The following is a 25,628-nucleotide window of genomic DNA, read 5'->3' as shown; positions in this document are numbered from 1 at the left end:
CCCCGCCGGAGACCCCTTCCCAGGCGGGGCAGGTCCTCCCACCCGTACTGCTGGTGAGTCCTACGACCACCGTCGCGATCGTAGCGTCGTGGTTACCGAGCGTGCCATATGCGGTACGTGACTCGAGCTCGGCCACGTCCGCACTGCTGGAAGGGAGACGACATGTCTGGGGCACGTGACGAGTCGACGACGAGCCGGGGCGAGCAGGTTGAGGCTGCTGAGCGGGAGGCGGCCAGGCGACGGCTGTTGGAGCAGGCGGAGGCGGAGCGCGTACCGGTGGAGGAAACCACGCGGGCGGTGCCGGACCGACGGTGGCGGCGTGAGCGGCGGTGAGCTGCCGATCGGTCGGCGGGTGGCGCGGTGGCGGGTACGGCGGGGGATGACGCAGCAGATGCTGGCCGACCGGCTGGGCAAGTCGAAGAGCTGGGTGGACAAGGTGGAGCGGGGTGCCCGGCGGTTGGACCGGTACCCGACGATCCAGCAGATCGGGCAGGTACTGCGGGTGGACCCGATGGTGTTGCTCGGCCAATGCCGTCCATCCGAGCAGCGGGATACCGACATGCCCGACGGGGTGGACGGGATCCGGGCGGCGTTGGCCCGATACGAGCGCGTGCCTGGTCGTTCGATCTCACCCGCTGAGGTGCGGCGGCAGGTCGAGCATGCCTTGTTGAGTTTCCAGCACGCGCACTACCCGCAGTTGGTGCGAGCGTTGCCGGGGCTGCTGGACGCCGTGCAAGTGTCGTCGGGCCGGGAGCTGCTGGTGCCGGCGTACCGGATCACCGCGTCGGTGCTGGTGAAGCTTGGCGAGGCCGATCTCGGCTGGCTTGCTGCGGATCGTGCGATGGGCGCGGCGGGCGGTGATGCGCTGCTGTCCGCGTCGGCGGCGGTGTCGGTGGGACAGGCGCTGCGGGCGCTGGGTCGGCACCGGTTGGCCCTGGCCGCGACGTGTGCTGCCGCGAGCCGCCTCGGGCCGCAGGGTGCCGCCGTACGCGGGACGCTACTGCTCCAAGCCGCACTGGCGGCCGCCGGATGCGGCGATGCCGGTCGTGCCGCCGAGTTGACGGGGCGGGCGGCCGGGCTCGTCGGCGTGGCGCGGGTGGGTGTCGATCCGCAGCGGACCGGGTTCGGGTCGACGACAGTCGAGCTGGCGCAGGTGGTGGTGGCGATCGAGCTGGGCGACGCCGGGGCGGCCGTGCAGGGGCACGGGGCGATCGTGCGGCGGGACGGGTGGCGGCGGCTGCCGGCCGAGCACCGGGGCGCGTACCTGGTGGACGTGGCGCGGGCGTACCTCCAGATCGGTGACCTGCGGGGTGCGGCCCGGGCGCTTGTCGACGCGGACGCAATCGCGCCGGCCGAGGTCCGGTGCCGGCCCGTGGCGCGTACCGTCATCGCCGACCTCGCCCACCGCCACCCGGCACCGGCCGGCATAGCCCGCCTGGCCACCCTGGTCGGCCTCACCCGTTGACCAACCGCCACTGCTCCTTGATCATGCAGTTGGGGCATCAAGAATAGGAGGAATGCGTAGATTGTCAGGTGCCGCAACTGCATGATCGACAATCGGAGATGGGGGCAGGTCAGCGGCCGGCGCGTTTCCAGGCGCGGTAGAACTCTTTGTAGAGGAAGCGCTGCACCGGTGTACCGGTGGCGGAGACCTGTTTGCCGAGTGCTCGCGCTCCGATCCACATGCCGGCGACCTTGGGTACACCGGGCACCGACTCGGTCACCGAGGCCACCCCGTTGACGAGTTCCTGTTCCACCGGCGAGAGCGCCACCCGGCGCAGGCCGAGCCGTTCCAGGAGTTGCCGTTTCGCCCCGTTGATGTCGCGGGCGAGGCGGAGGTGGTCCTCGTCGGTGACGCAGCGGGCGACGGCGGCCCGCAGCTCGGCCGCCTTGTCCCGGTAGTCGGCGATCCGGGCGACAACCAGGTCGATCCAGTCCCGTTCACCGAGCCGGCCGGTCTCGCCGGCCTGCCAGAGGCGGCCGCCCAGCAGTGGAAGTTCGAGTTCGAGAAGCTGTACACGGTGCGTGTCGCTGTCATCCGCCGCCGTCACGAGCGACTGATGGATACCCCGGATGGCCCTGATGACGTCGAGCACGACCGTCTCTGTCGCACCTTCGGTGGAGAGGTCGAAGGTCAGCAGGAAGTCCCGCCGCACGGGGTGGGCCTGGTAGGAAAGGCGAGTGGCGTCCGCTCGCGCCTGATACTTCAGCCCACGCGCCAGAATCGCCGCGACGTAGACCTCCTCGCCGGGCGGCGCCATGGCTCCCAGCGGGCCACGTAGCACGATCGATGCTGCTCGTGCCCAGGCTCCAAAGGGATCGTCCTCCACCCCGTCCGGTGTGGCGATGCGGTCCGCGTGATGACCGGCGACCCGTACGTTTGCCGCCTGGAAGGCGCACCAGCCGTGAATGCGCTTCGACAGTGAGTTCCGAGCATCGGGCAGGGCATCGTCGCAGGCGACAGCCTGCCCGATGAACTGGCCGAGAACCCGGTTACCGCGCCAGCTCTGCAACTCGTGCAGCGCCGCCTCCTCGGCGTCCCGCATCCGGTTGGTCTCGTCGTCGCTCAGGTGCAACGGATGCAGCAGGCCCGCGTCGGTCAACGCCCGGAGAAGATACGGCTTGGCACCGAAGTCGACGGCCGAAGGTCGGGCGAGGACCGGATGCGCGATCCATACCCGTTCCATGAAGATCAGAGATTGGATCAGCTCGACAAATGCCTGGCGGGCAAACGGATCGTCAGGCCGAGTTGCGCGGTTCTGCGCGACGACGAAATCTTCCGCGCTGATGATCGACGTGACGTCTACGAGGACTTCGGTGTTCCGGTGGGGGAGTCCCGGGCTAGCTCCACGAACCACTTGACGGCCTCCGGGCGACCCATCACGGTGCTGGCGAAAGTCGGCTCTGGTTGGGCGAGCGTTTCCATGGGCACTGGCAGATGCCACTTCCCATTCACGTCTGTGGACATTAGACCGACGATCTCGCCGAGGCACAAGCCCGCGAGGCCGTCCCAGACCTTCTGGCGAGGACGGTAGAAGAGGTCGAAACGCGGTGCGCCGGTCGCGTGAGCAGTGAGGTCCAGAGCGGTACGCAGCATGTCCAGCGTCTGTGACGTGGTGCGCGTCTTCAGGGCGTAGCCGGCCTCGGCCATGGCGGTCTCGTGCGGCGGGGCTTCCGATCGGACGCTGCGGGTCAGGGATGCGACACGAACTGGTTCGCTGCGGTAGGCCGCCGGCCTGCCGTTGATCGTGATCGTCCGGTCGGCCCGGGAGGCGACCACCACAATCGAGTTGCCGCCGTCTCCCAGCTCAGGCGCGACGATGAGTGCGGCAACCGGCTCCCGTCGCTCCAGCAGACAGACCACCGAGCAGAACTCGGTGCTGTTCGGATTGACGAACTCGGCGGTGCCATCGATCGGGTCGATCACCCAGATCCGCTCGGGTTCCTCGTCGTGACCGGGCCGCCAGGCGCCGCTGCCCGACTCCTCCGCCAGCACCCGAGCCTTGGGGTCCACCGCGCGGATCTTGCTTATGATCATGTCTTCGACCGCGAGGTCGGCTTCTGTTAGCAGGGTGTGGTCGGCCTTCTCCTGCCTGTCCAACTCCGTTACCCGGGATCGGTACGAGGCGAGGACGGTCAACAGTTCCGTCGTCAGGTCGGCCCACAACGGGTCAAGATTCATCGACTCGACACTCCTCGCGACCGGCTCGGCACCGCCCTCGATCGATGGTCCCATCATTCCACTCCGGCACTCATCCGCCGAGTTGGCCCAGTGGCACCGGCACCGCCAGCGTCGCCCGCCTGGCCACGCTGGTCGTGAACGCCTCCGGTCGAGCTGACCTTCCGATCTGTGGCAGTGGAGGTGGGCGACACGCCGGGCAGGAGACACCTTTAGTGCCACGGATACCTCGCCGCACCGACGGAGCCCGGAGGATGCGCGCGGAGCCCTCGCTTCATGACGCGAGGGCCGTGCCGAGGAATCCGCCGGACTGCCGGCACCACAGGTCGGCGTAGATTCCGCCGCGTTCCAGCAGTTCAGCGTGGGTGCCCTGCTCCGCCAGGCGGCCGGCGTCGAGGACCACGATCCGGTCCATCCGGGCGATGGTGGACAGCCGGTGCGCGATCGCGATCACGGTTCGGCCGGTCATCACCTCGCCGAGGGTGTCGTGGATGGCGGCCTCCGCCTCGGAGTCGAGCGCGGACGTGGCCTCGTCCAGGATCAGGATCGGCGCGTCGCGGTAGAACGCGCGGGCCAACGCTATCCGCTGCCGCTGGCCGCCGGAGAGGCGTACGCCGCGCTCGCCGACCTGCGCGTCCAGGCCGGTCCGTCCGTCCGCGTCCCGCAGGGTGGCGACGAAGGTGTCGGCGGACGCCCGGCGTACCGCCTCCTGGATCTGTGTGTCGTCGGCGTCGCCGGGGCCGGCGACGTTCTCCCGGACCGAGCGGTGCAGCAGGGTGGCCTCCTGGGCGACCATGGCGATCTGACCGCGCAGGCTCTCCTGCGTCACGTCCCTGATGTCGGTGCCGTCGATGGTGATGGTGCCGGACTCCGCGTCGTGGAACCGCAGTAGCAGGCCGACCAGCGTGGACTTGCCCGCGCCGGACCGGCCGACGATGCCGACCCGCTCACCGGCGGGGACGTCCAGGCTCAGCCGGTCCAGCCCGCCGGCACCGCGGCCGTAGTGGTGGCTGACCTGGGAGAAGCTGATGGCGCCGCCGCGTACCCGCAGCGGGGTCGCCTGTGGTTTGTCGGCGACGGCGAGCGGCTGCGCGATGGTCCGCAGCGCCCGCCGGAGCGCGCCCACGGAGCCGAACAGCGACGACACGGCGTCCAGCAGCCATTCCGCCATCGCGGTGATCCGGAAACTCAGCGCCAGCGCGGCCGCGACCAGACCTATGGGCGCGGCATCGGTACGCCACAGGACGATCCCGTACCCGACGAGCCCGACCAGCAGCGCGCTGCCGAACGCCATCATGACGCTGTTGATCGTCACCTCGATCCGCTGCAGGTCCAGGTGCGCGCGCCTGGCCCGCGCGAACACCCGGACGTCGTGCGCGGTGCGGCTGTCCTGGCCGCCGAGCAGCGCGAGCGTGTCGATGTTCGCATACGAGTCGACGAGCAGGCCGGTCAGCGCGGACTCCGCCTCCTGCAGACGCTCCGACGCCCGCCGGTAGCGCGGCACCGCCCAGCGCATGAGCAGCGCGTACGCCACGATCCAGGCGCCCAGCGGCAGCAGGAGGCGCACGTCGATGGTGGACATCAGCCACACCGAGCCGGCGATGTAGGCGATCACGAACACCAGGGTGTGGATGACCGAGTACGCGGCGGTGCTGGCGGCGTCACCGCCGTCGCGTACCCAGGTGGCGATGCGTCCGGCGAGATCGTCGCGGAACCAGCCGACGGACTGCCGGGACACGTGCCGGTGTGCCCGCCAGCGGGCCAGCGAGCGGGCGTTGGCCCGGAACGCGATGTCGTCCAGCGCCTCGCCGACCAGGTTGATCAGTGGCCGGACCAGCAGCACGAACAGGGCCACCGTGAGCAACTCGGTGCCATGGTCGGCCCAGAGCGTGTCCGGGTTCGTGGCGGCGAGCGTGTCGACCAGGCGGCCGGCGTACCCGATGAGCCACACCTCGATCGCGGCGCACAGGACCGTGGTGGCGACGGCGGCCGCCGCGACCGGCCGGAGTGGCCGGAACTCCCGCAGGAGGAACCGCCGGACGCTGGCGGCCGGCGTGGTGTTGTCATCGGTGGGGAAGGGGTCAACAGGGTTCTCGAACAGACCTGACACGAAGTGCCTTTCCGGCGGTGGAGACAGACGGGGGACCGGGAAAACCGCCGGACGTCCTCATGGTCGATCTCCTCTTCGTGTCGGGCCTGGGTGATGCTCCTCGCGACGCTAGGGGACGGCGTTCAACGCCGCCCGTCAATTTGCGGCCCGGCGCACTCAACCGGAGGAGGTGCTACCGGGCCGGTGCATGATGTGGCCGGTGGCGGTGAACGTCTCGTTACCCACCAGCGGTCCGGTCTTCGTCTCCGTGATGGTGAAGCCCTCGCTGAGATACAGCGCCAACGCGGCCGGGTTGCCGTCGAGCACCGTCACCTCGACCCGTGGACCCGCCGCGGCGAGGGCGTGGCGCAGCAAGGCCCGACCGATGCCCTGCCGGTAGCGGGCGGGGTCGACGTACAGCCAGGTCACCTCCTCGTCGTCATGGGCCACGAAGCCGGCGACGCTGCCGTCGACCTCGGCGACCCACAGGTCGCCGTCGAAGAGGCCCTCGCCCTCGGCGGTCTCCGCCAGGGACAGGAACGCCGCCACACCGGCGGAGTGGCGCAGCTCGTCCAACCGGGCGGCGTCGTGGATCCGGGCGATCTCGTTCCAGTCGTCGTCGCGGTAGGGGCGGATCTGCAGGGTGGCCGTCGTCATAGCGGTGATCTTGGTGGGTCTGGTCGTCCCCCGCCAAGCGGTTTTCTTGATCGGCCGGGTTGGTGGAGGGTGGACGGCCGGTCCTGCAAACGGTTGCAGAGTGGTGGCGCGGGCTGCGACGATGACCGTCGATGCGGTGCCTGCGGGTGGCGGCCATGACCACCCACGCCGAGGGCAACGGCGTGGGAGCGGATTGTTTTGATCGACTACGTAGCTGGGAGGCGGCGGCCGGGCGGCGGCGCGCCCGCCGCTCGGGCCGACTCGCTGTGCCCAGCTGCGCGGAGTGCCGTCCCCTGCCTGGCAGGCGGCGGTGGAGAGGAAGCCCGATGCGGCTTGCCCAGCCTGATGAAGTCCCATCCTCCCGACGGCGGCGTGGAGCCGTGGCGGTCACCGTGCTCGCCGCGACGACCTCGCTGGTCACCGTGGCGGGGATCCTGACCGCGCCGCCCTCGCTCGCCGCGACGCCCGACATCACCGTCAACACCGCGTCGAGCTATCAGACGATCGACGGGTTCGGGGCCGCCACCCCGATCTTCGGTGGTTCCGGTGACCCGTGGACGACCGGCGAGACGCAGACACTCGTCGGCACCGGGCCAGGACAGCTCGGCCTGTCGATCGTGCGGACCGTGGTGTCGCCCGTGTCGAGCGAATGGGGTCTGTACGCGAACAGCCTGCAGACGGCGAAGTCCTACGGATCCGACGTCAAGATCCTCGCTTCGCCCTGGACAGCGCCCGCCCACTTCAAGACGAACAACAGCCGGGTCAACGGCGGCAAGTTGAGAACCGACTACTACGACGACTATGCGGAACACCTGAACAGTTATGTGCAGTACATGAAGAGCCGGGGCGTCACCATCGACGTGACCTCGGTGCAGAACGAGCCGGACTGGCACCCGGACTACGATTCGATGGACTGGACCGGTACCGAGCTGCGGAACTTCGTCCGCGACCACGGCGCCAGGGTCAGGGACACCAGGCTCATGGTCGCCGAATCTCTGAGATTCGCCCGCCAGTACTCCGATCCGACGCTGCAGGATGCCACCGCCCGCAACAACATCGGCTACGTCGGCGGCCACCTGTACGACGCGGAGAACAGCGGGAACCTGTCGCCCTACCCGCTCGCCGCCCAGCACGGCAAGAACCAGTGGATGACCGAGTGGAACCTGCACGCGGCCGACGGAAACGGTTCGAACATCTGGGGAGACCCCGGCAACACGGCCGTCTGGAACGAGACCCTCGACGACATCATGCGGACCGTGCACCGGTCGATGGAGGCGAACTGGAGTGCCTACATCTGGTGGTACGGCCGCCGCTTCTACTCCTTCATCGGTGACGGCGACTCGCAGTACGGCACCACGAAGGGCGCGGTCCTCAAGCGCGGACACGCGTTCTCCCAGTACGCCAAGTACGTCCGCCCCGGTGACCGGCGGGTCGCCGTCACGAAGAGTTCGAGAGCTTCGGCCCTGGAGGTCACCGCCTACCGCGGCCGGGGCAAGGTCGTGCTGGTGCTTCTCAACCGCTCGAACAACGCGGTCAACGACGCCGTCGTCCAGGTCCCGCAGGGCATCTCGGCGGCCGAGTACACCGTCACCTCACGGACGCTGAGCGCCCAGTCGCAGCCGGTCACCATCAGCGGCGGACAGGTGACCGTCAACGTGCCCGCCCGGAGCATCTCCACGATCACCCTCACCGAAGGGTCCGCGTCGCCCACCCCGACGGCCAGCCCGACGCCCAGTCCGACCGTCAGTCCGACACCCACGACGACGCCGACCACCAACCCGCCCGGGGCGACGTGCCGGGTGACCAACTCGATCAACGCGTGGAACAACGGCCTGGTCGACAACCTCACCATCACCAACACCGGCACGAGCGCCGTCAACGGCTGGTCGTTGCGGTTCACCCTGGCACCCGGCCAGACCATCACATCCGGCTGGGGCGCCACGTACTCACCAACCAGTGGTCAGGTGACCGCGACGAACGTCAGCTACAACGCCGCCATCCCACCGGGCGGCTCGACCACCATCGGCTTCCAGGCCAGCCACACCGGCAACGACGCCGCACCGAGCGGCTTCACCCTCAACGGCACCGCCTGTAGCTGAGCAGCGCCTTCTCGCCGGGGTCGGTGCTCGCCGACCCCGTCGGGAATGCTCCTCCAGGGGGTCGGCCCGGCGCGGCATCAGGCGGTGATTCATCAGGACGGTGGCGGAGCCTTCCGGCTTAGAACCGGTTGCCTGTCGACTTTCTCGCACCGTCGGTGCGATTCCCGCCGTCTCGAATGTCGTTTAACGGGAGGTGGTCTAGTCGAAATAGAAGGTAGTGGAGGTTCGGCTAATGGCTGATTTCGGAGTCGTGTGGATCAAGAGCAGCCGGAGCACCCTGACTCAGGAGTGCGTGGAGGTGGCCGGTGCTCGCTCCCAGGTCCTCGTGCGGGATTCGAAGGACCCGGCGGGCCCGGTGCTCGCCTTCGACCGACCGGCTTGGCGGACATTCGTCCTCGACTTCCGGGAAAACGTCGGCGGCGGCACGGGAAGGTGATCTCGGTTCACCGACCCGTGGCCGGACGGTCGTCCGGATAGTGGGTCGCTCCATCGATGAACTTGTGCGGCTACTCCATGCTGAAGTGCGGGGGAGCCGGGCCTGGAGATCATCGGGAGTGACATGTCCAGCTTGTCGGCGTGGAAGCAGTGGGGTCGCAGAATGATGGTTCCCCTGCTGGTTGCCCTGTCCATAGTGCTGATCGGCTTGTCGCCGGTGGCCATGACGTGGATGGCCGATCTTCCCGTGCAGTGGGGTTATCTCTCCGACATGGGGCAGGCGTACGGGGGAACATCGGCGGTCCTCTCCGGGCTTGCGCTGGCCGGCGTGTCGGCCTCCCTGCTAATGCAGAGCAGCCTGAACCGGATCAGTCAGCTTCACTCGATCCGGCAGCGGCAATTCGACATCGTCAAGCTGGCCCTCGACAATCCCAAGTACCTCTACGTCGACGGATCCGCGGCTCTCGCCGATCCAGACAACTCACTCAAGGTGTATGCCAACCTGTTTGTCAGCCACTGGGCGATGGTGTGGGATCTCGCGGAGATGCGGGAGGAGACGTTGCATGTGGTGGCGAGGCGGCTGTTCGAGTCGGCAGTGGCGCGCGAGTGGTGGAAGGTCAACGGCCAGTCGTACTACAGCTCTCGCAAAAGAAAGAAGTTCGTTTCCATTCTTACCGATGAATGTGATCGTGCGGCATTGGCGGCCAGGCGGTTCCCGCTGGCAACAGCGTCCACTCCTGCCCCGACCCAGGCGCACCTCGTGGGCAGGGTCGAGGGTCGTAGTCACAGTTTCGCTGTTGGCGTGGTTGCGGGCATCGGTATATGCGTCTTGTTGCAGGCGGCGACACGCAGGCGCAGAGCGGCATGCCTCGTCGACTTCGCGCATGAGGCCACCCGCTCGTGCGTCACGCGGTTCCGCCGGGGACCGCTCGGATCCTCGCCGTGCCGCAGTCGGCGGTGCGCGGTCCGGTGATCCGTCTGTGCCGGCAGCTCGACAGCAGGCCGGTACGTTGTGGCTTGACACGGCCCACCCAGGGCAGAGCAGGCTACGTATTGGCTGTGCGTACCTGCTGGGCGAGACGGCTTGGGAGTCGGCCCGGCGCGGCTGACGTCAGCGGCGCGTCGCGAGGACCACGCCGGTCAGGCAGAGCGCGCCACCCAGCAGGGCCAGCGGTGCCGGTACCTCGCCCAGCAGCGTCCAGGACAGCAGGACGGCCACCGGCGGCACCAGGTAGGTGGCGGCGGTGGTGCGCCCCGCCGTCCAGCGGGACAGCACGTAGCCCCAGGTGAGGAAGCCGACGGCGGTCGGGAACACGCCCAGGAACAGCACGCTCACGGTCGCCGGTACCGGGGCGCTGGCGAGTTCCCCCAGCAGCGTGGGCGCGAACGGCAGCAGGGCCGCGGTACCGGCCAGCGCGCCGAGCCAGGTCATCGTCACCGCGTCCACCCGCGCCAGGAGGCGTTTCTGGAGCAGTACGCCGAAGGCGTACAGCAGGGCGGAGAGCACGGCCAGCGCGACGCCGAGCTTGTCGGCGTGCCCGGTGAAGCCGCTGGCCGCGATCAGAGCCACGCCGACGAAGGCGACCGCCACCCCGACACCGAGCCGACCGGTGAGCCGCTCACCCAGGACGAGAACCGCGGCCACCGCGACGAGAATGGGTGCGACCGCCACGAGCAGTGCCGCCGTCCCGGCGTCGACCAGCCGCTCGGCGGCGTTGAGCGCCACGTTGTACCCGCCGAACCAGGCCACGCCCCACACCGCGACGAGCCCCAGCGTTCCGCCACGGGGCAGGACGTGCGGCCTCGGCGCGACGTGTGGCGCCCGGGTACGCCGGACAGCGGCGGTCACGGCGACGACGATGCTCAGCGCGGCGGACGCCGCCGCCATCCGGCCCAGAGCCATCGCGCCGGGCGAGTAGTCGTGCCCGGCGAAGCGGATGCCGACGAACGCCGACGCCCACAGGAACACCGTGGTCCCGGCGGCGGCGACGATCGGCCAGGGCCGTGGCCGCTCCTCGCGCCGGGCGTACGCCCCGAGCGCGGCGTCGTCGGAAACGACCCTGGTCGGGGTCGTGGATTCGGTGATCGACGGGCTGCTCATGGGATGATTCTCGGCCGCCTGAACATTCAGCACCAGTGATTGTTTCTTCACAACCATTCAGCCGGGCTTTATGGTTGTGCGGTGCTCGACGTTCACCGCCTCCGGGTCTTCCGGTCCGTCGTGGCGTCCGGGTCGGTCCAGGCCGCCGCCGCCAACCTCGGCTACACCCCCTCCGCCATCAGCCAGCACCTCACCGCACTCCAGCGCGAGACGGGCCTCGCCCTGCTCGCCCGGGTGGGGCGTGGCCTGCGGCCCACGGCCGCCGGGCAGGCTCTCGCCGCCGAGGCCGACCGGGTGCTCGCCCGGGTCGGTGCGGCCGAATCGCTCATCGCGGACCTACGCGCCGGCCGCACCGGCGCACTGTCCATCGCGTACTTCGCGTCGGTGGGCGCGGCCTGGATGCCGTCGGTGGTGCGGCGCATCCTCACCGAACTCCCCGGCGTACGACTCGACCTGCAACTTCGCGAACACATCCCGGACCGACGGGAGGAACGCGCCGACCTCCAGGTGGTCGTGGCGGGGGCCGACTTCGACCCCGGCCCGGGCTTCACCGCCCACCACCTCCTCGACGACCCGTACGTCGCCGTGGTGCCGGCCGGGCACCCCCTCGCCGACCAGCAGCAGACGGACCTGGTCGACCTCGCCGACGAGCGCTGGGTGGACAACGACTTCGCTCGCGGCTGGTGCCGCACCCACCTCCTCGAAGCCTGCACCGCCGCCGGCTTCAGCCCGGCCTTCCGGGTGGAGGCGCACGACTACCGGACGGCGCTCGCCTTCGTCGCCGCCGGCATCGGCCTCACGGTGCTCCCGGCGCTCGGCGCGGCAGACCTGCCGGACGGCGTGACCCGCGTCCGGCTGGTCCGCCCGACGCCGATCCGATCGATCCACGTGGTGGTGCACGACGCGGTCGAGCACACCCCGGCGGCGCGGCTGGCGGTCGCCGCGCTGCGGGACGCCGCCCACTGACGGACGGCGCTTCCCCCGCCGCCCTCAGCCTCGCCGATCATGCACTTGTGGCACACCGGGGGCATCCCCGAGCTTCCGGCTGCCGGAACTGCAGGATCGCGGTGCACCTGGGCGGGGAGGTCACCCAGCTCGCCGAGGTCCCGTTGCGGACGGAGTCAGCGGTGCAGGTGCCGTTTCCAGTCGGCGGGCACCCGGTCGGCCGGCGCCGGTGCGCCCTGTTCGGGTGGACGGTGGACAGGTGCCGCCAGCGCCGGCCCCCGCTCGTGGAGCACCTGCTCGTCGTAGTCCCAGAACCACTCCTCGCCCGGCTCGAAGCTGCGGACGAACCGGTGCCCGGTCGCGGCGTGGTGTGCGGTGGCGTGCTGACCGGGTGAGGAGTCGCAGCATCCGATATGACCGCACTGGCCGCACCGGCGTAGATGGAACCACCAGCCCGGCGGGTCGGCCGCCGTGCAGTCGGCGCAGCCCGGGCCGCTGGGCGGCACCTCGGGGTCGATGCCCTCCATCGCGCTTCCTCTCCGCTGAACGGGTCGGCCACCGCTCGGCGGGTGACGTGCCGCAGCGACCCGGCAACCCTAACCCCGCCCGTCAGGTGGCGGGTGCCGCGCTCACCGGTGCCGGTTGGCCCGCCACTCCGCGCGGGTCATCGCGTACTCGACCTCACCCTGCTCCGTTCCGGGCAACGGGTCGTCCCAGGAGGGGAAGAAGGTGCGGACGTAGCGCAGGCCGACGGCCTCCATAACCCGGCGCGACCCGGTGTTGACGGACATGGTCTGCGCGATGACCCGGGTCTGGCCGACCGTGTCGAACGCGTGCCGCAGCAACTCCCGGGAGGCCTCGCTGGCCAGGCCCTTGCGCCAGTGTCGACGCAGCAGCCGGTACCCCAGCTCGGCGACGGCCGGATCGTCCGGCTGATCGGGGCCGTGTGCGGGCGGCAGCATCATCAACCCGACGAACTCGCCGTCGTCCTCGGTCGCCGGGGGCGTCGAGCCGCGCGCCCCGCCGTCGGTGCCGAACGCCATCCAGAAACCCAGGCCGTCCACCTTCTCCGCGACGGCCATCCGGTTCGCGTGCGACCCGGTCACCTCGTCCCGGCTGCGGGCCCGGCCGTAGAGGTAACGCAGCACCTCCGGATCGGAGTCAAGCTCGACCTCCAGGTCGAGGTGCCGGTCGGCGAGCGGGACCAGCAGCAGACGATCGGTACGCAGGACCGGTTGCGGCATCGGGCCACGATCGCACGAGCCCGCCCCGTGCGGCGCGTCAATTTCGCGGCCGGCGGAGGCGGGATGCTCGCTCGGCCGGCTCAGCTCTCCGTTCGGGGCAGGATCCGGAACACCGGGTACTCGGCGGCGATCCGAGTGAAGTCCGAGAGCGGTGCTCCCCGCCGGACCGGGATGTGCGGGCGCGCACCCGGGGCCTTGTCCAGGTAGGTACGCAGGATCGGTGCCCGCTGCTCGACCGGCTCCTCCACCAGCAGCACCGGTCGGCGGCGGCCGTGCCGCAGCACCGCCCGTCCGGCGGCGGCGCGCACGTTTCGTACCCAGTTCGCCTGCTCGCCGAGCATCGACACCAGGTACCGCCGGCCGTCGTGGTCGACCGCGACCACCGGGAACGACACCGTCCGACCGCTCCGGCGACCCGCCACCTCCAGGGTGATCCAGTTACGGGGAGCGAGAAAACCGGCCGAGAACTGCCACGCCGAGACGCGGTTCATCATCCGCGCCAGCCAGTTGGGTCTGCCGTCGTGGTACATCCACCGCTTCACCCGGTGGAGCCGGCGGTCGCTGACCTGGTCCATGGTCGATCCTTCCCCGGCGTCGTGTCCGTCGTGTCGACGGTATGACGCCGATGGTCGGGCGCTAAGGGGCGGAAGTCCCGAGGCGCGGGCCGATGGCCCGCCGGTGAACTCTTGCCGAACGGCTCGCCCGAGGGCCGGCCTGCCGGTTTGTCGGCGACGGCAGCCGGAGATGGAGGCACGAGTCGCACGTCGTGGTCAGGAGGAACGATGACGCACGATCCGAACGGAATTGACGAGCCGCGCACGGCATCGGACGCCGATCAGGAAGGGGCGGGCATCGGCGCGCTGGACGACCCGGAGCGGGCCGTCCGACGCGAGATCGAGGTGGTCGCCGAGCGGTTCCCGGGCACCGACCTGGCCGTGGTCGAGGCGGCGGTACGCCAGATCGTCGCGGAGCTGCTGGCCGAGGCGGAGGTCGAGACGCACGTGCTGGCCCTGGCCCGGCATCGGGTCTACGACCGGCTGTGCGCACAGGGGCACGAGTTCCACCCGGGCTCCGCCGCGTCCACCGAGCCGGCCACGGGCCCCGCACCCGGGGAGATCGACCGGGCGGAACCGGACGACGCCGGCCGCGAGTGGCCAGGGCCGGCCGTTGACGCGGCAGCGACCAGCCCACCCGACTGAACCGCCGGTCGCCGTGCCCCGCGTTGGATACGCCCGCGCGCGTCGCGGCATCTCGGCGTCTCCCAGGCCCACTGAGGCCGCGAGATGCGGCATCCCGGTCGCCGCACCCATCGCGAGGCGCGGGCGCTCGGCGTCCTCCGGACCTGGCCGCGCCGGGGTACGACGAGTCGGGGTGGTTGCGGCGCGACGCGCACTGAGGCCGCGCGGGATACGGCGTTCCGCGCTCGTGCCGGCGGCGTTCCGCGTGGGATGCCGGGGTGGGAGACGCACTCAGCGGGCGAGGTCCGTCCGCCGGTCGAGGTTGGCGAGCTTGTGCGGGTTGAGCACCGAGTAGAGCCGGCTGATCCGGCCGTCCTCGATCGCCAGGTTGGCGATCGCGAACAGCCGGCCGTCGAGGTCGAAGCGGATCGCGACCGCACCGTTCACCCACATCGGCGTGGCCTGGTAGTCCAGGCCCATCCCGGACAGCTTGGCCAGCAGTGGGGCCACCCGTTGGGCGCTCTCGATCGGCCGGCGGGCCGCCGGGGCGAGGCCGCCGCTGTCAGCGACGGCGACCACGTCGGGTGCCAGCACGTCGAGCAGTTCCCGCAGGTCGCCGCCGCGTACCGCGGCCAGGAACCGGTCCACGACAGCTTCCTGCTCGGCGCGGCTGACCCGTACCCGCGGGCGTCGTGCCGCCACGTGTTCCCGGGCGCGGTGGGCGATCTGGCGGACCGCCGCCGGTGTCCGGCCGACGGCCTCGGCGATCTCGTCGTACGGCGTGTCGAACACCTCGCGCAGCACGAACACGGCGCGTTCGGTGTGCCCCAGCGTCTCCAGTACGGTGAGCATGGCGAACGACACGCTCTCGGCGAGTTCCACGTCCTCGGCCACGTCGGGGCTGGTGAGCAGCGGTTCGGGGAGCCACTCACCGATGTACTCCTCGCGCCGCCGGGCCAGCGTCCGCAGCCGGTTGAGGGCCTGACGGGTGACGATCCGCACCAGGTAGGCGCGCGGGTTGCGGACCTCGGCCCGGGCTCCGGTGTCGAGGTCCGCCCACCGCAGCCAGGTCTCCTGCACGACATCCTCGGCGTCGGCGGCGGAACCGAGCATCTCGTACGCGACGGTGAAGAGCAGGCTGCGGTGCGCGACGAACGGGTCGTCGGTCATGCCCGCGAGGCTACGTGGCTCGGCTCGGCCAGAGGCGGCAGGCCGCAGGCCGCCGCCATGCCCTGCGCCTCGATGCCGAGCGTGACGTTCATCCGCGCGGCCAGGTTCGCGGCGGCGATGAACGCGGTGAGTTCGATCAGCGCCGGGGCCCCGAGCCGGTCGAGCAGCCGGGCGGAGAGCTCGTCGGTGACCGTGGGTGGGGTCTGCGACATCGCCTCGGCGTACGCCAGGACGTCGCGTTCCAGCGGTGTGAAGACCTCGGACTCGCGCCACCGGGGCACCTCACGGGCCTTGGTCAGGTCGAGCCCTTCGTTGTGGGCCTGGAAGTAGCCCAGGTCGAGGCAGAAGGAGCAGCCGATCAGGGAGACGGCCGCCATGTGGGCGTACGACTTGAGGTCCCGGTCGCAGGCGTTCCACCGGGTGGCCGTCCGGCCCATGCCCATGGTGGTGCGCAGCACCCGCCGGTTGTGCCACATCACCCCGAGCGCGTCGGGCACCGTGCCGAACTTCTTTCTGATGATCCGCTTGAGCAGGGCCCCGTGCACACCGGTGAGTTCCGCCGCGGGAATTCGGGCCATGTCTCCTCCTCGCCTGTCGGTCCTGCCCATCCAGACACCGGCCGTCCGGGTCCTGTGACAGGCCGGCCGGAAATCCCCACGAAGCGTTTGCATGACCATACGTCATGGTGCATACTTTTCCTCGTGTCCAAGGTTCTGACCTCCCTGCCCACCGGTGAACGCGTCGGCATCGCCTTCTCCGGTGGCCTCGATACCTCCGTCGCGGTCGCGTGGATGCGCGACAAGGGCGCGATCCCGTGTGCCTACACCGCCGACATCGGCCAGTACGACGAACCCGACATCGCCTCGGTGCCCGAGCGGGCCCTCAGCTACGGCGCCGAGGTCGCCCGCCTGGTGGACTGCCGCGCGGCCCTGGTGGAGGAGGGCCTGGCCGCGCTGACCTGCGGTGCCTTCCACATCCGTTCGGGCGGGCGGGCGTACTTCAACACCACGCCACTGGGCCGTGCCGTCACCGGCACGCTGCTGGTGCGCGCGATGATCTCCGACGACGTGCAGATCTGGGGCGACGGCTCGACCTTCAAGGGCAACGACATCGAGCGGTTCTACCGCTACGGCCTGCTGGCCAACCCGCAGTTGCGCATCTACAAGCCGTGGCTCGACACCGACTTCGTCACCGACCTCGGTGGCCGTAAGGAGATGTCGGAGTGGCTGCTGGCCCGGGGGCTGCCGTACCGGGACAGCACCGAGAAGGCGTACTCGACCGACGCCAACATCTGGGGCGCCACGCACGAGGCGAAGACCCTCGAACACCTCGACACCGGCATCGAGACGGTCAACCCGATCATGGGCGTCCGGTTCTGGGACCTGTCGGTGGAGATCCCGACCGAGGACGTCACCATCGGCTTCGACCAGGGCCGGCCGGTCACCATCAACGGCAAGGAGTTCGCCAGCGCGGTCGACTTGGTGCTGGAGGCCAACGCCATCGGCGGTCGACACGGTCTGGGCATGTCCGACCAGATCGAGAACCGGATCATCGAGGCCAAGAGCCGGGGCATCTACGAGGCCCCGGGCATGGCGCTGCTGCACGCCGCGTACGAGCGGCTGGTCAACGCCATCCACAACGAGGACACCCTGGCCAACTACCACAACGAGGGTCGCCGGCTGGGCCGGCTGATGTACGAGGGTCGGTGGCTGGACCCGCAGGCGTTGATGCTGCGCGAGTCGCTGCAACGCTGGGTCGGCACGGCGGTCACCGGCGAGGTGACGTTGCGGCTGCGGCGGGGCGAGGACTACTCCATCCTGGACACCACCGGTCCGTCCTTCAGCTACCACCCGGACAAGCTGTCGATGGAGCGTACGACGGACTCCGCCTTCGGTCCGGCGGACCGAATCGGCCAGCTCACCATGCGCAACCTGGACATCGCCGACTCCCGGGCGAAGCTGGAGCAGTACGCGCACCTGGGCATGGTCGGCGGCGCCCCGCAGCGGGTGGTCGGTGCCGCGCAGGCGGCCTCTACCGGGCTGATCGGCGCGATGCCCGAGGGCGGCGCGGAGGCCATCGCCTCCCGGGGTGTGCCGTCGGCGGAGGACGAGGCGCTCGACCGCGCCGCCATGGAGTTCGGCGTCGACTGAGCCGGTCAATACACTCGCCGGCATGAGTGGAATCGCGGGATCGAGCCGGTCCACGCGCGTCGACTCCTGGCTCGGGATCACCGCCGCCGTCGGGATCGCGGCGGTCGCCTGGGTCGGCTACTGGTGGCTGGCCGTGCCGCGTCACGACCTGTGTGCGGCGGTGCTGCCCGCCCCGGCCGGCTGCCGGACGGCCGACCGGGTGCCCGCCGCGACGGCGTGGACAGTGGTGGTCGCCGTGCTCCTGCTGGCCACGGCCACCCTCGCCGCCCGCCGCCCGCGCGGACGCTGGTGGCCGTACGCCGTGGGCATGGTCACGCTCGCCGTCGCGGCGCTGTGGGGCCTGCGAGCGGTTCTGTACGCGTACTGACGGGCCGGCGGCGACCGCCGCCGGCCCGCCGGCGTCTGCGCGTGCTCCGTCGGGGTCCCCTGTGGTCGGACGCCGGGGCCCCATCGGTCGATGATTCCTCAAGCGGAGGCGGTCGCCCGGCGGGGCGGCGGGGCGGGCCGCGGCCGGATAGCATCGCCGGAGATCGATGGCCCCGGTTGACTGCGGAACAACGGGGACCGCAACGGGGGTCGGTCGGAAGGGCAGCAGATGCGGCTACCGCAGACCAGTTCGTACCGGCTCACCCTGCGCAGGCCCGTCGCGATGGCGGCGGCCGTCGCGGTCGCCGCGGCGTCGCTGATCGGCGCGGGGGATCCGGTGGCGGCCGGGCCAGTCACGATCGTCGGCGCCGGTGCGTCCGACGCGATTCCGGACAGCTACGTCGTGGTGCTGAAGGACGGCGTCGTGCTCAGGGACAGCGGCGTGCTGGCGCCGGACGGCAAGGTGCCGGCCGGCGTCCTGCCCGCAGCGGCCCGTCGAGTGGCCGGGGACGCGGTGGAGCGGACGGCACGGGTGCTGGTCGGCCGGCACGGCGGGACGGTCGAGCACCACTACTCGGCCGCCCTGCGTGGCTTCACGATCCGGGCCAGCGCGGCGGCGGCCCGGCGTATCGCCGCCGAGGAGTCGGTGGCCTTCGTCGAGCAGAACCGCCGGGTGCGACTGACCGGGACCGCCACGTCCGCCACGCCGCTGAGCACCCAGCCGAATCCGCCGTCGTGGGGACTGGACCGGGTCGATCAACGCAACCTGCCGTTGGACAACTCGTTCAGCTACCCGCCCTCGGGTGGGCAGGGCGTGCACGCGTACGTCATCGACTCCGGCATCCGCTTCACCCACCAGGACTTCGGCGGTCGGGTCGTCAACGGCATCGACGTGGTCGACGGTGGGGCGGCGGACGACTGCTACGGGCACGGCAGCCATGTCGCCGGCACGCTCGGCGGCGCGACGTACGGGGTCGCCAAGAACGTCACCCTGGTCGCGGTGCGGGTCTGGGCGTGTGACGCCACCGGCGACATCGCCACGACCACCCAGGCGATCGACTGGGTCACCGCGAACGCGCAGCGCCCCGCCGTCGCGAACATGAGTTTCGGCTGGCCGGTCTCCGGCAGCACCAGCGCCATCGAGGTGGCGACCACCGGGCTGGTCAACTCGGGGGTGACCGTGGTCGCGTCCGCGGGCAACGACGGCGGCGATGCCTGCACGAAGACGCCTGCCTCCGTTCCGGCGGCGCTGACCGTCGGTTCGACCTGGCCGGATGACGGGGCGGCCTGGTTGAGCAACCACGGCCCGTGCGTGGACCTGTTCGCGCCCGGACAGAGCATCGTCTCCGCCGGCTACGTCAGCGACACCGCCGTGGCGACGAGGACCGGTACCTCGATGGCCGCGCCGCACGTGGCCGGGGCCGCCGCGCTGATCCTCGCCGCGAACCCGACCTGGACCCCGGCCCAGGTGCACGCCCGGGTGGTGGCCGACGCGACCACGGGTGTCGTCTTCAACACCCGGCCCAACACCACCGGCCGCCTGCTGTACGTGCCCTCCTCCTGAGGTCGCCGCGGTCCCACCCGGTCGGTGCCGGGTGGGACCGTCGGGCCCACCGCTCACTCGTCGAGGGCTCCGACGGTGACCACCACCTTGCCGGCGGGGTGCCCGTCGGCGAAGTGGCGCAGCGCGTCCGCCGCCTCCGCGAGCGGATAGGCGCGGTCGACCGGCGGGACGAGCGCACCGGATTCGATGAGGTGACGGAGCTCTTCGAGATCCTCGGTGCGCTCGACCGCGCTGACCGCGCGCAGCCGTTGGCCGATGACCGCCGAGAGCAGCGGCGCACCGAGTACCTGCCGACCGTAGCCACCGAGCAGCGGGCCCCTGGTCCAGTCGCCGCCGACCAACGCCAGCGTCCCGCGCGGGGTGAGCGCTCGCCGCAGCAGCGACAGCGGACGGTTGCCGCCGGTGTCGATCACCGCGTCGTGCACGGGGCCGTCCCGGTCGATCTCCTCGCGGGTGTAGTCGAGGACGTCATCGGCGCCCAGGGAGCGGACGAAATCGGTCTTGGCCGGGGCGCAGACGCCGGTCACGGTCGCCCCGTACGCCTTGGCGATCTGCACGGCCTGGGAACCGACGCCGCCGGAAGCGCCGATGACCATCACCCGGTGGCCGGCACGCACCCGGCCCGTGTCACGGACCGCGCGCAGGGCCGTCATCCCGGACACCGGCGCGGCGGCGGCCTGCTCGAAGGAGACGGTGGCCGGCCGGGCGGCCAGCCGCCGCTCGTGGGTGGCCGCGAACTCGGCGTACGACCCGCGCAGGCAGGTGCCGAAGACCTCGTCGCCCGGCCGGAACCGGGTCACCCCGGTGCCGACCTCGGTCACCACGCCGGCCAGGTCCCGGCCGAGTACCGGTACCCGGGGACGACGCAGCCCGGACGCGAGTCGTACCAGGTAGGGGCGGCCGGCCAGGAAGATCGACACGCCCGGGTCGACCGCCGCGGCGCGCACCCGCACCAGCACCTCGTGCTCGCCGACGGTGGGACGTTCGATGTCGCGGAGCCGGACCACGGACGGCGGGCCGTAGTGATCGCGCACGATGGCCTTCATGACGCCTCCTCGGGATACTGGAACACCTCGTCGAGCCGTACGCCGAACACGTGCGCGATCCGGAAGGCCATTTCCAGCGAGGGGGAGTAGCGGCCCTGCTCGATGGCGATGACGGTCTGTCGGGTGACGCCGATCCGCTCGGCCAGTGCTGCCTGGGTCATCTCGTCGTGGGCGAAACGCAGCGCCCGGATGTTGTTGGTGACGCGGGTCGGTTTCACCACTGCGGCACGCCCCTGCGGTAGACGATCACCTTGGCCAGCGAGCCGACCACCGCCGACAGCACGAAGCACAGGTAGATCACGTTGGCGATCCAGAACCAGTGCCACTGGGCCATCGCCATGAGCATCGCCGACACCGCGCCGATCACCACGAACGCCTGCCCGACGTGGTCACCGAGTCGTCCGATCTCCCGGTCGCGCACGTCGCTGACCCGCGAGGCGCGCGGATTCACGACGCCGAGCCCGATCTCGAGGAGCATGCTGGCGGCGATCGCCCCGCCGACCGTCCAGAACAGAGCGCCGGCGTACGGCGTCGAGGCCAGCCGCCCGTCGTCGGCCCGGCTCAGGATCACGGCCACGTAGATGGCGTAGCCGACCGCGCTGACCACCAGCATGATCCAGGCGCGCTTCTCCTGGTGCGTCATCACCGACTCCTCGATGTAAAGAATCATAGACATGCTCAGAGTAAGGCGTCTTCGACATCATGTCTAGAAACTTTTACATGCGATCGCGTCGCCGCCGGGCGTCCGCCACGCTCGGGGTCAGCGTCGGTAGGCGCGCAGGGCGTCGTGCAGTTCCCGGGCCACCTGCGCCAGCGCCGCCTCGGCCTGCGGCTGCACGGCGGCCGGCACCGTCGACTCGCTCAGCGCGGCCACGGCGTACGTCTGACCGTCGGCGTGTTCCACCACGCCCACCTCGTGCCGCAGGTTGAGCAGGGTGCCGGTCTTCGACGACCAGCGGGAGGCGTCGGAGCTGAAGTCCGGGGCGAGCCGTTGGCGCAGCAGGTTGTCGCCCATCAACTCGCGTACCCGGGCGGCCACCGCCGTCGGGATCCGCGACGGGCGCCACAGCGCGTGCAGCAGCTCGACGAAGGCGCGGGCCGAGCCGGCGTTTGCCCGGCCCACGTCCAACTGCGCCACCGGGTGGCCCTGACCGGCGGTGGTCGCGGAGGCGGCGAGGGAGTGCGCGAGGTGCACCTCCTCCGGTGCGAACCGCTCTGCCGGGGTGTCGGTGAGGTCGCGGGTGCGGTGCCGGACGCTGATCCCGTCGATGCCGAAGCGGCGCAGCGTGCCGGCGACCGCCGTCGGCGGGGTGAGGGCGAACAGCGCGTCCGAGGCACCCTCGTCACTGATCGCCACGCTGAGGTAGAGCAGGTCGTCGATGGCCACGGTGGCCGGGTGCCGGAACCGGCTCAGTCCGGTCGGGCCGGGAGTCCGTACCCGGCCCGGTGCCACCGTGACCCCGGTGGCACCGTCGAGTTCGCCGCGTTCGATCCGGTCCACGGTGGCCACCGCGAGGGGCACCTTCACCAGCGACGCGACGGGCAGCACCACGTCGGCGTCGAGCCCCAGCTCGTCGCCGGAGTCGAGGTCACGGACCAGGAGGCAGCCGCGCAGCCCCGCGTCGCGCAACGTCTCCCGGGCGGTCCGGAGCAGCCGACCGACCGTCACGCCGCCTCCGGTACGCCGAGGCACCGGGCCACGGCGGCACCCAGCACGCCGCGCAGCCGCTCGGCGTCCTCCCGGACGCCGGCCGTCACCTGGTAGCCGCGAACCGGTCGAAGCTCGCCCAGGGGCCGCCAGTGCAGTCCGAGTTCGTACGCCTCGGCGGGGGAGCAGAGCACCAGGTCGGTGCCGGCGAGCGCCTCGGCGGCGGCGTCGACCACGGACGCCGCGACCGCCACCTGCGTCGGCTGCAACCCGACGGCGTCCCGCAGTCGGGTCATCGGATCGCGGACGTGCGGCACATCGTCCTCCGGTGAGATCCAGACCCGGCGTCGCCGGATCCGGCGGTCGGCCCGCGGCGCGCGCAGCGCCTCCAGACGGATCAGGTCGACCCCCGGGTCGACGCCGCCCGCGAGACCGAGCGGCACCCGCCACGCGGCCTCGTCCGGCGGTACGCAGACCAGCGCGGCCCGCACCTCGAGGCTCTGGCGCAGCCGGGCCCGTTCCGCCGGCTCGCCCCGACGCAACTCCAGGTTCAGGTCGTGCCGGCGGGCCTCGACCACTAGCCGGGCCAGCGCCCGGGGTGCGCAGACCGTCGGCACGGCCAACCGGAACGGGCGCAGCCGAGCCCGTTCGGCGTCGTGTTCCATCGCCTCCGCCAGGTCGACGATCCGCCGGGCCGAGGCGAGCATGTCCCGCCCGAACGGGGTCAGCGTGACGCTGCGCGAGGTGCGGTCGAACAGCAGCCCGCCGAGGTGGCGCTCCAGCGCGGCCACCCGTCGGCTCGCCACCGACTGGGGGATGCGGGCGACGGAGGCACCGACGGTGAAGCTGCCGTGGGTGCCGACCGACACGAACGCCCGGCAGGCCGCCACCAGATCCACGCCGGGATTCTATGCCGATCCGGCATGAGTGTTGTCGTTGGCGTCTTCGACAGCATCAAGCGGCGCTGCTTTCCTGGGTGCCGGTCGCCCGGATGACGTCCGCCGGGTCGGTTGATCGAGGGAAGGACCCAGTTGTGACCAGTACCAACCGCCGTACCCGTGCCGTCGCGCTCGCCGCCGCCCTGGCGCTCGGCCTGCTCGCCGGCTGCTCACCGGGCGCACCGACCTCGCCGATGCCGACGGTGGCCGACTGGTCGGCGTCCGCCGCACCGGTGGTGGTCGACTTCGCCCCGCTGGAACGGGAGTTCGACGCCCGGCTCGGCGTGTACGCGATCGACACCGGCACCGGACACACCGTCGCGCACCGGGCCGACGAGCGCTTCGCGTACGCCTCGACCTTCAAGGCGCTCGCCGCCGCCGCGGTGCTCGCCGCGACCTCCACCGAGGAACTGGAGCGGGTCGTCACCTACTCCCGCGACGACCTGGTCACCTACTCGCCGATCACCGAGCGGCACGTGGACACCGGCCTGTCGCTGCGCGCGATCGCCGACGCGGCGGTGCGCTACAGCGACAACACCGCCGGGAACCTGCTGCTCCGGCAGCTCGGCGGCCCGACCGGGTTCAAGCAGGTGCTGCGCGACCTCGGCGACGAGGTCACCGAGCCGGTGCGGTGGGAGACCGAACTCAACGAGTACGTCCCGGGCGATGACCGCGACACCAGCACGCCCCGGGCCCTGGCCACCTCGCTGCGGGCGTACGCGGTCGACGACGCCCTGTCGCCGGAGGACCGTGGCGTGCTGGTCGACTGGCTCCGGCGCAACACCACCGGTGACAAGACGATCCGGGCCGGCGCGCCGGACGGCTGGACGGTGGGGGACAAGACCGGCTCGGCCGACCACGGCACCCGCAACGACATCGCGGTCGTCTGGCCGCCGGACCGGGCCCCGATCGTGCTGGCCGTGCTCTCCGACCGGGCCGAGCGGGACGCCGAACGCGACGACGCCCTGCTCGCCCGCGCCGCCGAGATCACCCTCGACGCGCTGCGCTGAACCGGACCGCCGGTGACCGGCCACCAGGCGACCGCGACGGGTCGTCCTGGTGGCCGGTCAGTGACCCGGTCCGGTCCGGGGCCGCGCCGACCGGCCGCGCGGTGACCGGTCCGGGGCGGCTTGTCAGGGGGCCGCGACGGTGGCGGGACCGGTCAGGTCGAAGTCGGCGGTGACCGGGGTGTGTCCGATCCGCAGTGACTGCGCGCCGGAGATGTCCAGGGCGTTGGGGAACCAGCGGCTGGGCGCGTACGCGCAATCGCAGCGCAGCACCACCCGCTGCCCGGGCAGCAGCCGCAGCCTGTAGTCGTCGCCGACGTCGGTCACCCCCGTCACGTCGCCGGTGCGTGCGTGGAAGGCGATGACCTGGGCGTAGCTCGGCAGCTCGGCGACGGCGATGGTGCCGCTGACCGGGGTGCCCGCGACCAGCCTCTGGTCGGGGGCGGTGACGGTCGTGCCGGCCCGGACCCGCACCAGGCGTGCCTTCGTGCGGTCGGCCACCCCGCCGGACCACTGGCTGGCCAGGTAGTCGCCGGTGTAGTACAGCGGCCAGCGGTACGGCCCGAGGCCGGTCACGGTGTAGCGGCCGTCCTCGCCGGTCATCGGGCCGTAGTCGCCGTACTTGGGGTGCGGGACGAACGGCAGGACCAGGACGTATCCGCCGTAGACCGGGGTACCGTCCGCCGCGCGGGTGACCCGGCCGGTGACGCTGCCCGGCGGGTCGAACCGGACCGGCGGGACGGTGACCGTCTGGCCCGGACGCACCCTGACGGTGATCCCGTGCTCCCGCTGCCCGGTACCGCCGTGCCGACCGACCCACTGCCGGCCGTACCGCCCGCCGTCGTAGGGTTCGGCGAACAGGTGATAGCGGCCGGGTGCCACGTTGATGGCGACCAGGTCGCCACCGTCGAGCCCGGTGCAGCCGCCGTGCTGGCCGTCCTGCGCCTCGCCGAGACCCACGACGGTGAGCCGGTCACGGTCGACCGGGATCAGTGACACGCACCCCCGCACGGCGGCGCCGGTGGCCGCGTCCCGGAGCGTGGTCCGGACTTCGCCGGGCGCGCTGGCGACCGTGCTCCGACCGACCGCCTGCCGGTGGGACCCGGTCGCGGCGACGGACGTGGGCGTGACCGACGTGGCGGTGGCGCGCGAGGCGGCGTCGGGCCCCGCGAGCTCGGGGCTCGCCATGGCGGGCGGCGACAGGCTGACCACGAGCAGGGCGACGGTGAGTGGGACGGCGTGACGTGGTGACCGCGGCATCGGCGGGATCCTCTCCACCCGGCGGACGAAACCCACCCACGGTATCGGCTGT

The 25,628-nt window shown here is 71.3% G+C and carries 27 protein-coding genes; 11 read left to right on the top strand and 16 right to left on the bottom strand.

Going from position 1 to position 25,628, the window contains the following annotated elements; genetic code table 11:
* Window positions 1–162 precede the first annotated feature (162 nt).
* Both SM447_RS16420 and SM447_RS16415 read left to right on the top strand, forming a co-directional pair.
* Window positions 163–333: a hypothetical protein gene (locus SM447_RS16420; RefSeq protein WP_474573676.1), complete on the top strand. Its 171-nt coding sequence runs from the start codon at window positions 163–165 to the stop codon at window positions 331–333.
* The gene (locus tag SM447_RS16415) at window positions 320–1,465 is read left to right on the top strand and encodes a helix-turn-helix domain-containing protein (RefSeq protein ID WP_474573675.1); all 1,146 of its coding nucleotides are present in this window, start codon (window positions 320–322) and stop codon (window positions 1,463–1,465) included. Before SM447_RS16420 ends, SM447_RS16415 begins: the two co-directional genes overlap by 14 nt.
* A gap of 109 nt (window positions 1,466–1,574) precedes the next feature.
* On the opposite strand, the gene SM447_RS16410 is transcribed toward SM447_RS16415, so the two are convergent.
* The 4 genes from SM447_RS16410 to SM447_RS16395 all read right to left on the bottom strand — a co-directional run bounded on the left by SM447_RS16410 (window position 1,575) and on the right by SM447_RS16395 (window position 6,425).
* On the bottom strand, window positions 1,575–2,858 hold the full coding sequence (locus tag SM447_RS16410) for a hypothetical protein (RefSeq protein WP_474573927.1): 1,284 nt from the start codon (window positions 2,856–2,858) through the stop codon (window positions 1,575–1,577).
* Window positions 2,804–3,682: an inositol monophosphatase family protein gene (locus SM447_RS16405; RefSeq protein WP_474573674.1), complete on the bottom strand. Its 879-nt coding sequence runs from the start codon at window positions 3,680–3,682 to the stop codon at window positions 2,804–2,806. Before SM447_RS16405 ends, SM447_RS16410 begins: the two co-directional genes overlap by 55 nt.
* A gap of 271 nt (window positions 3,683–3,953) precedes the next feature.
* Window positions 3,954–5,789, bottom strand: coding sequence for an ABC transporter ATP-binding protein (locus tag SM447_RS16400; RefSeq protein ID WP_474573673.1), 1,836 nt, complete (start codon window positions 5,787–5,789; stop codon window positions 3,954–3,956).
* Window positions 5,790–5,945: 156 nt separating this feature from the next.
* Entirely contained in the window at window positions 5,946–6,425 is a 480-nt protein-coding gene (locus SM447_RS16395; RefSeq protein ID WP_474573672.1) for an N-acetyltransferase family protein, read from the bottom strand.
* Between the two features lie 380 nt (window positions 6,426–6,805).
* On the opposite strand from SM447_RS16395, the gene SM447_RS16390 reads away from it, so the two are divergent.
* The 3 genes from SM447_RS16390 (at window position 6,806) to SM447_RS16380 (ending at window position 9,932) form a co-directional block, all read left to right on the top strand.
* Entirely contained in the window at window positions 6,806–8,524 is a 1,719-nt protein-coding gene (locus SM447_RS16390; protein ID WP_474573671.1) for a cellulose binding domain-containing protein, read from the top strand.
* Window positions 8,525–8,756: 232 nt separating this feature from the next.
* Entirely contained in the window at window positions 8,757–8,960 is a 204-nt protein-coding gene (locus tag SM447_RS16385) for a DUF397 domain-containing protein (RefSeq protein ID WP_474573670.1), read from the top strand.
* 123 nt (window positions 8,961–9,083) lie between these two features.
* Window positions 9,084–9,932 carry a DUF6082 family protein gene (locus SM447_RS16380; protein WP_474573669.1) on the top strand — a complete coding sequence of 283 codons (849 nt, stop codon included), beginning with the start codon at window positions 9,084–9,086 and terminating at the stop codon, window positions 9,930–9,932.
* A 138-nt stretch (window positions 9,933–10,070) separates the two neighbouring features.
* Here the strand turns inward: SM447_RS16380 and SM447_RS16375 are convergent, their stop codons facing one another.
* Window positions 10,071–11,060, bottom strand: a complete 990-nt coding sequence (locus tag SM447_RS16375; protein ID WP_474573668.1) for a DMT family transporter — start codon at window positions 11,058–11,060, stop codon at window positions 10,071–10,073.
* 81 nt (window positions 11,061–11,141) lie between these two features.
* Between SM447_RS16375 and SM447_RS16370 the strand changes: the two genes are divergently transcribed.
* The gene (locus SM447_RS16370; protein ID WP_474573667.1) at window positions 11,142–12,026 is read left to right on the top strand and encodes a LysR family transcriptional regulator; all 885 of its coding nucleotides are present in this window, start codon (window positions 11,142–11,144) and stop codon (window positions 12,024–12,026) included.
* Between the two features lie 155 nt (window positions 12,027–12,181).
* Here SM447_RS16370 and SM447_RS16365 read toward each other — a convergent pair whose 3' ends face one another.
* From SM447_RS16365 to SM447_RS16355, 3 genes are all read right to left on the bottom strand, one after another.
* Window positions 12,182–12,532, bottom strand: coding sequence for a UBP-type zinc finger domain-containing protein (locus SM447_RS16365; RefSeq protein ID WP_474573666.1), 351 nt, complete (start codon window positions 12,530–12,532; stop codon window positions 12,182–12,184).
* A gap of 102 nt (window positions 12,533–12,634) precedes the next feature.
* A complete protein-coding gene (locus SM447_RS16360; RefSeq protein WP_474573665.1) occupies window positions 12,635–13,249 on the bottom strand; it encodes a GNAT family N-acetyltransferase in 615 nt (204 codons plus the stop codon).
* A gap of 80 nt (window positions 13,250–13,329) precedes the next feature.
* Window positions 13,330–13,824 carry a nitroreductase/quinone reductase family protein gene (locus SM447_RS16355; RefSeq protein WP_474573664.1) on the bottom strand — a complete coding sequence of 165 codons (495 nt, stop codon included), beginning with the start codon at window positions 13,822–13,824 and terminating at the stop codon, window positions 13,330–13,332.
* 207 nt (window positions 13,825–14,031) lie between these two features.
* Here SM447_RS16355 and SM447_RS16350 point away from each other — a divergent pair, with 207 nt between their 5' ends.
* Window positions 14,032–14,448: a hypothetical protein gene (locus tag SM447_RS16350; RefSeq protein WP_474573663.1), complete on the top strand. Its 417-nt coding sequence runs from the start codon at window positions 14,032–14,034 to the stop codon at window positions 14,446–14,448.
* Window positions 14,449–14,718: 270 nt separating this feature from the next.
* On the opposite strand, the gene SM447_RS16345 is transcribed toward SM447_RS16350, so the two are convergent.
* Together SM447_RS16345 and SM447_RS16340 are read right to left on the bottom strand one after the other, a co-directional pair.
* Entirely contained in the window at window positions 14,719–15,597 is an 879-nt protein-coding gene (locus SM447_RS16345; RefSeq protein WP_474573662.1) for an RNA polymerase sigma-70 factor, read from the bottom strand.
* Window positions 15,594–16,175 carry a carboxymuconolactone decarboxylase family protein gene (locus SM447_RS16340; RefSeq protein WP_474573661.1) on the bottom strand — a complete coding sequence of 194 codons (582 nt, stop codon included), beginning with the start codon at window positions 16,173–16,175 and terminating at the stop codon, window positions 15,594–15,596. The genes SM447_RS16345 and SM447_RS16340 overlap by 4 nt, the downstream gene beginning before the upstream one ends.
* Window positions 16,176–16,298: 123 nt before the next feature.
* Between SM447_RS16340 and argG the strand changes: the two genes are divergently transcribed.
* The 3 genes from argG (at window position 16,299) to SM447_RS16325 (ending at window position 19,677) form a co-directional block, all read left to right on the top strand.
* Window positions 16,299–17,747 (top strand): argininosuccinate synthase, encoded by a 1,449-nt coding sequence (gene argG, locus SM447_RS16335; protein WP_474573660.1) that lies wholly within the window; start codon window positions 16,299–16,301, stop codon window positions 17,745–17,747.
* Between the two features lie 22 nt (window positions 17,748–17,769).
* Window positions 17,770–18,114, top strand: a complete 345-nt coding sequence (locus SM447_RS16330) for a hypothetical protein (RefSeq protein WP_474573659.1) — start codon at window positions 17,770–17,772, stop codon at window positions 18,112–18,114.
* Window positions 18,115–18,342: 228 nt separating this feature from the next.
* Window positions 18,343–19,677: a S8 family peptidase gene (locus SM447_RS16325; protein WP_474573658.1), complete on the top strand. Its 1,335-nt coding sequence runs from the start codon at window positions 18,343–18,345 to the stop codon at window positions 19,675–19,677.
* 53 nt (window positions 19,678–19,730) lie between these two features.
* Here the strand turns inward: SM447_RS16325 and SM447_RS16320 are convergent, their stop codons facing one another.
* The 5 genes from SM447_RS16320 to SM447_RS16300 all read right to left on the bottom strand — a co-directional run bounded on the left by SM447_RS16320 (window position 19,731) and on the right by SM447_RS16300 (window position 23,270).
* Window positions 19,731–20,723: an NAD(P)-dependent alcohol dehydrogenase gene (locus SM447_RS16320; RefSeq protein ID WP_474573657.1), complete on the bottom strand. Its 993-nt coding sequence runs from the start codon at window positions 20,721–20,723 to the stop codon at window positions 19,731–19,733.
* Window positions 20,720–20,944, bottom strand: a complete 225-nt coding sequence (locus SM447_RS16315) for a helix-turn-helix transcriptional regulator (protein WP_474573656.1) — start codon at window positions 20,942–20,944, stop codon at window positions 20,720–20,722. The genes SM447_RS16320 and SM447_RS16315 overlap by 4 nt, the downstream gene beginning before the upstream one ends.
* Complete coding sequence (locus SM447_RS16310; RefSeq protein ID WP_474573655.1) at window positions 20,938–21,399, bottom strand: hypothetical protein; 462 nt, start codon at window positions 21,397–21,399, stop codon at window positions 20,938–20,940. Before SM447_RS16310 ends, SM447_RS16315 begins: the two co-directional genes overlap by 7 nt.
* Before the next feature lie 84 nt (window positions 21,400–21,483).
* Window positions 21,484–22,392: a serine hydrolase gene (locus tag SM447_RS16305; protein ID WP_474573654.1), complete on the bottom strand. Its 909-nt coding sequence runs from the start codon at window positions 22,390–22,392 to the stop codon at window positions 21,484–21,486.
* The gene (locus tag SM447_RS16300; protein WP_474573653.1) at window positions 22,389–23,270 is read right to left on the bottom strand and encodes a LysR family transcriptional regulator; all 882 of its coding nucleotides are present in this window, start codon (window positions 23,268–23,270) and stop codon (window positions 22,389–22,391) included. The genes SM447_RS16305 and SM447_RS16300 overlap by 4 nt, the downstream gene beginning before the upstream one ends.
* A 134-nt stretch (window positions 23,271–23,404) precedes the next feature.
* Here SM447_RS16300 and bla point away from each other — a divergent pair, with 134 nt between their 5' ends.
* On the top strand, window positions 23,405–24,319 hold the full coding sequence (bla, locus tag SM447_RS16295; protein WP_474573652.1) for a class A beta-lactamase: 915 nt from the start codon (window positions 23,405–23,407) through the stop codon (window positions 24,317–24,319).
* Between the two features lie 123 nt (window positions 24,320–24,442).
* On the opposite strand, the gene SM447_RS16290 is transcribed toward bla, so the two are convergent.
* Entirely contained in the window at window positions 24,443–25,576 is a 1,134-nt protein-coding gene (locus SM447_RS16290) for a hypothetical protein (RefSeq protein WP_474573651.1), read from the bottom strand.
* Between the last annotated feature and the right edge of the window lie 52 nt (window positions 25,577–25,628).

The organism is Micromonospora aridisoli, from assembly GCF_056150025.1.
This window is presented reverse-complemented; position numbering and strand designations above follow the sequence as displayed.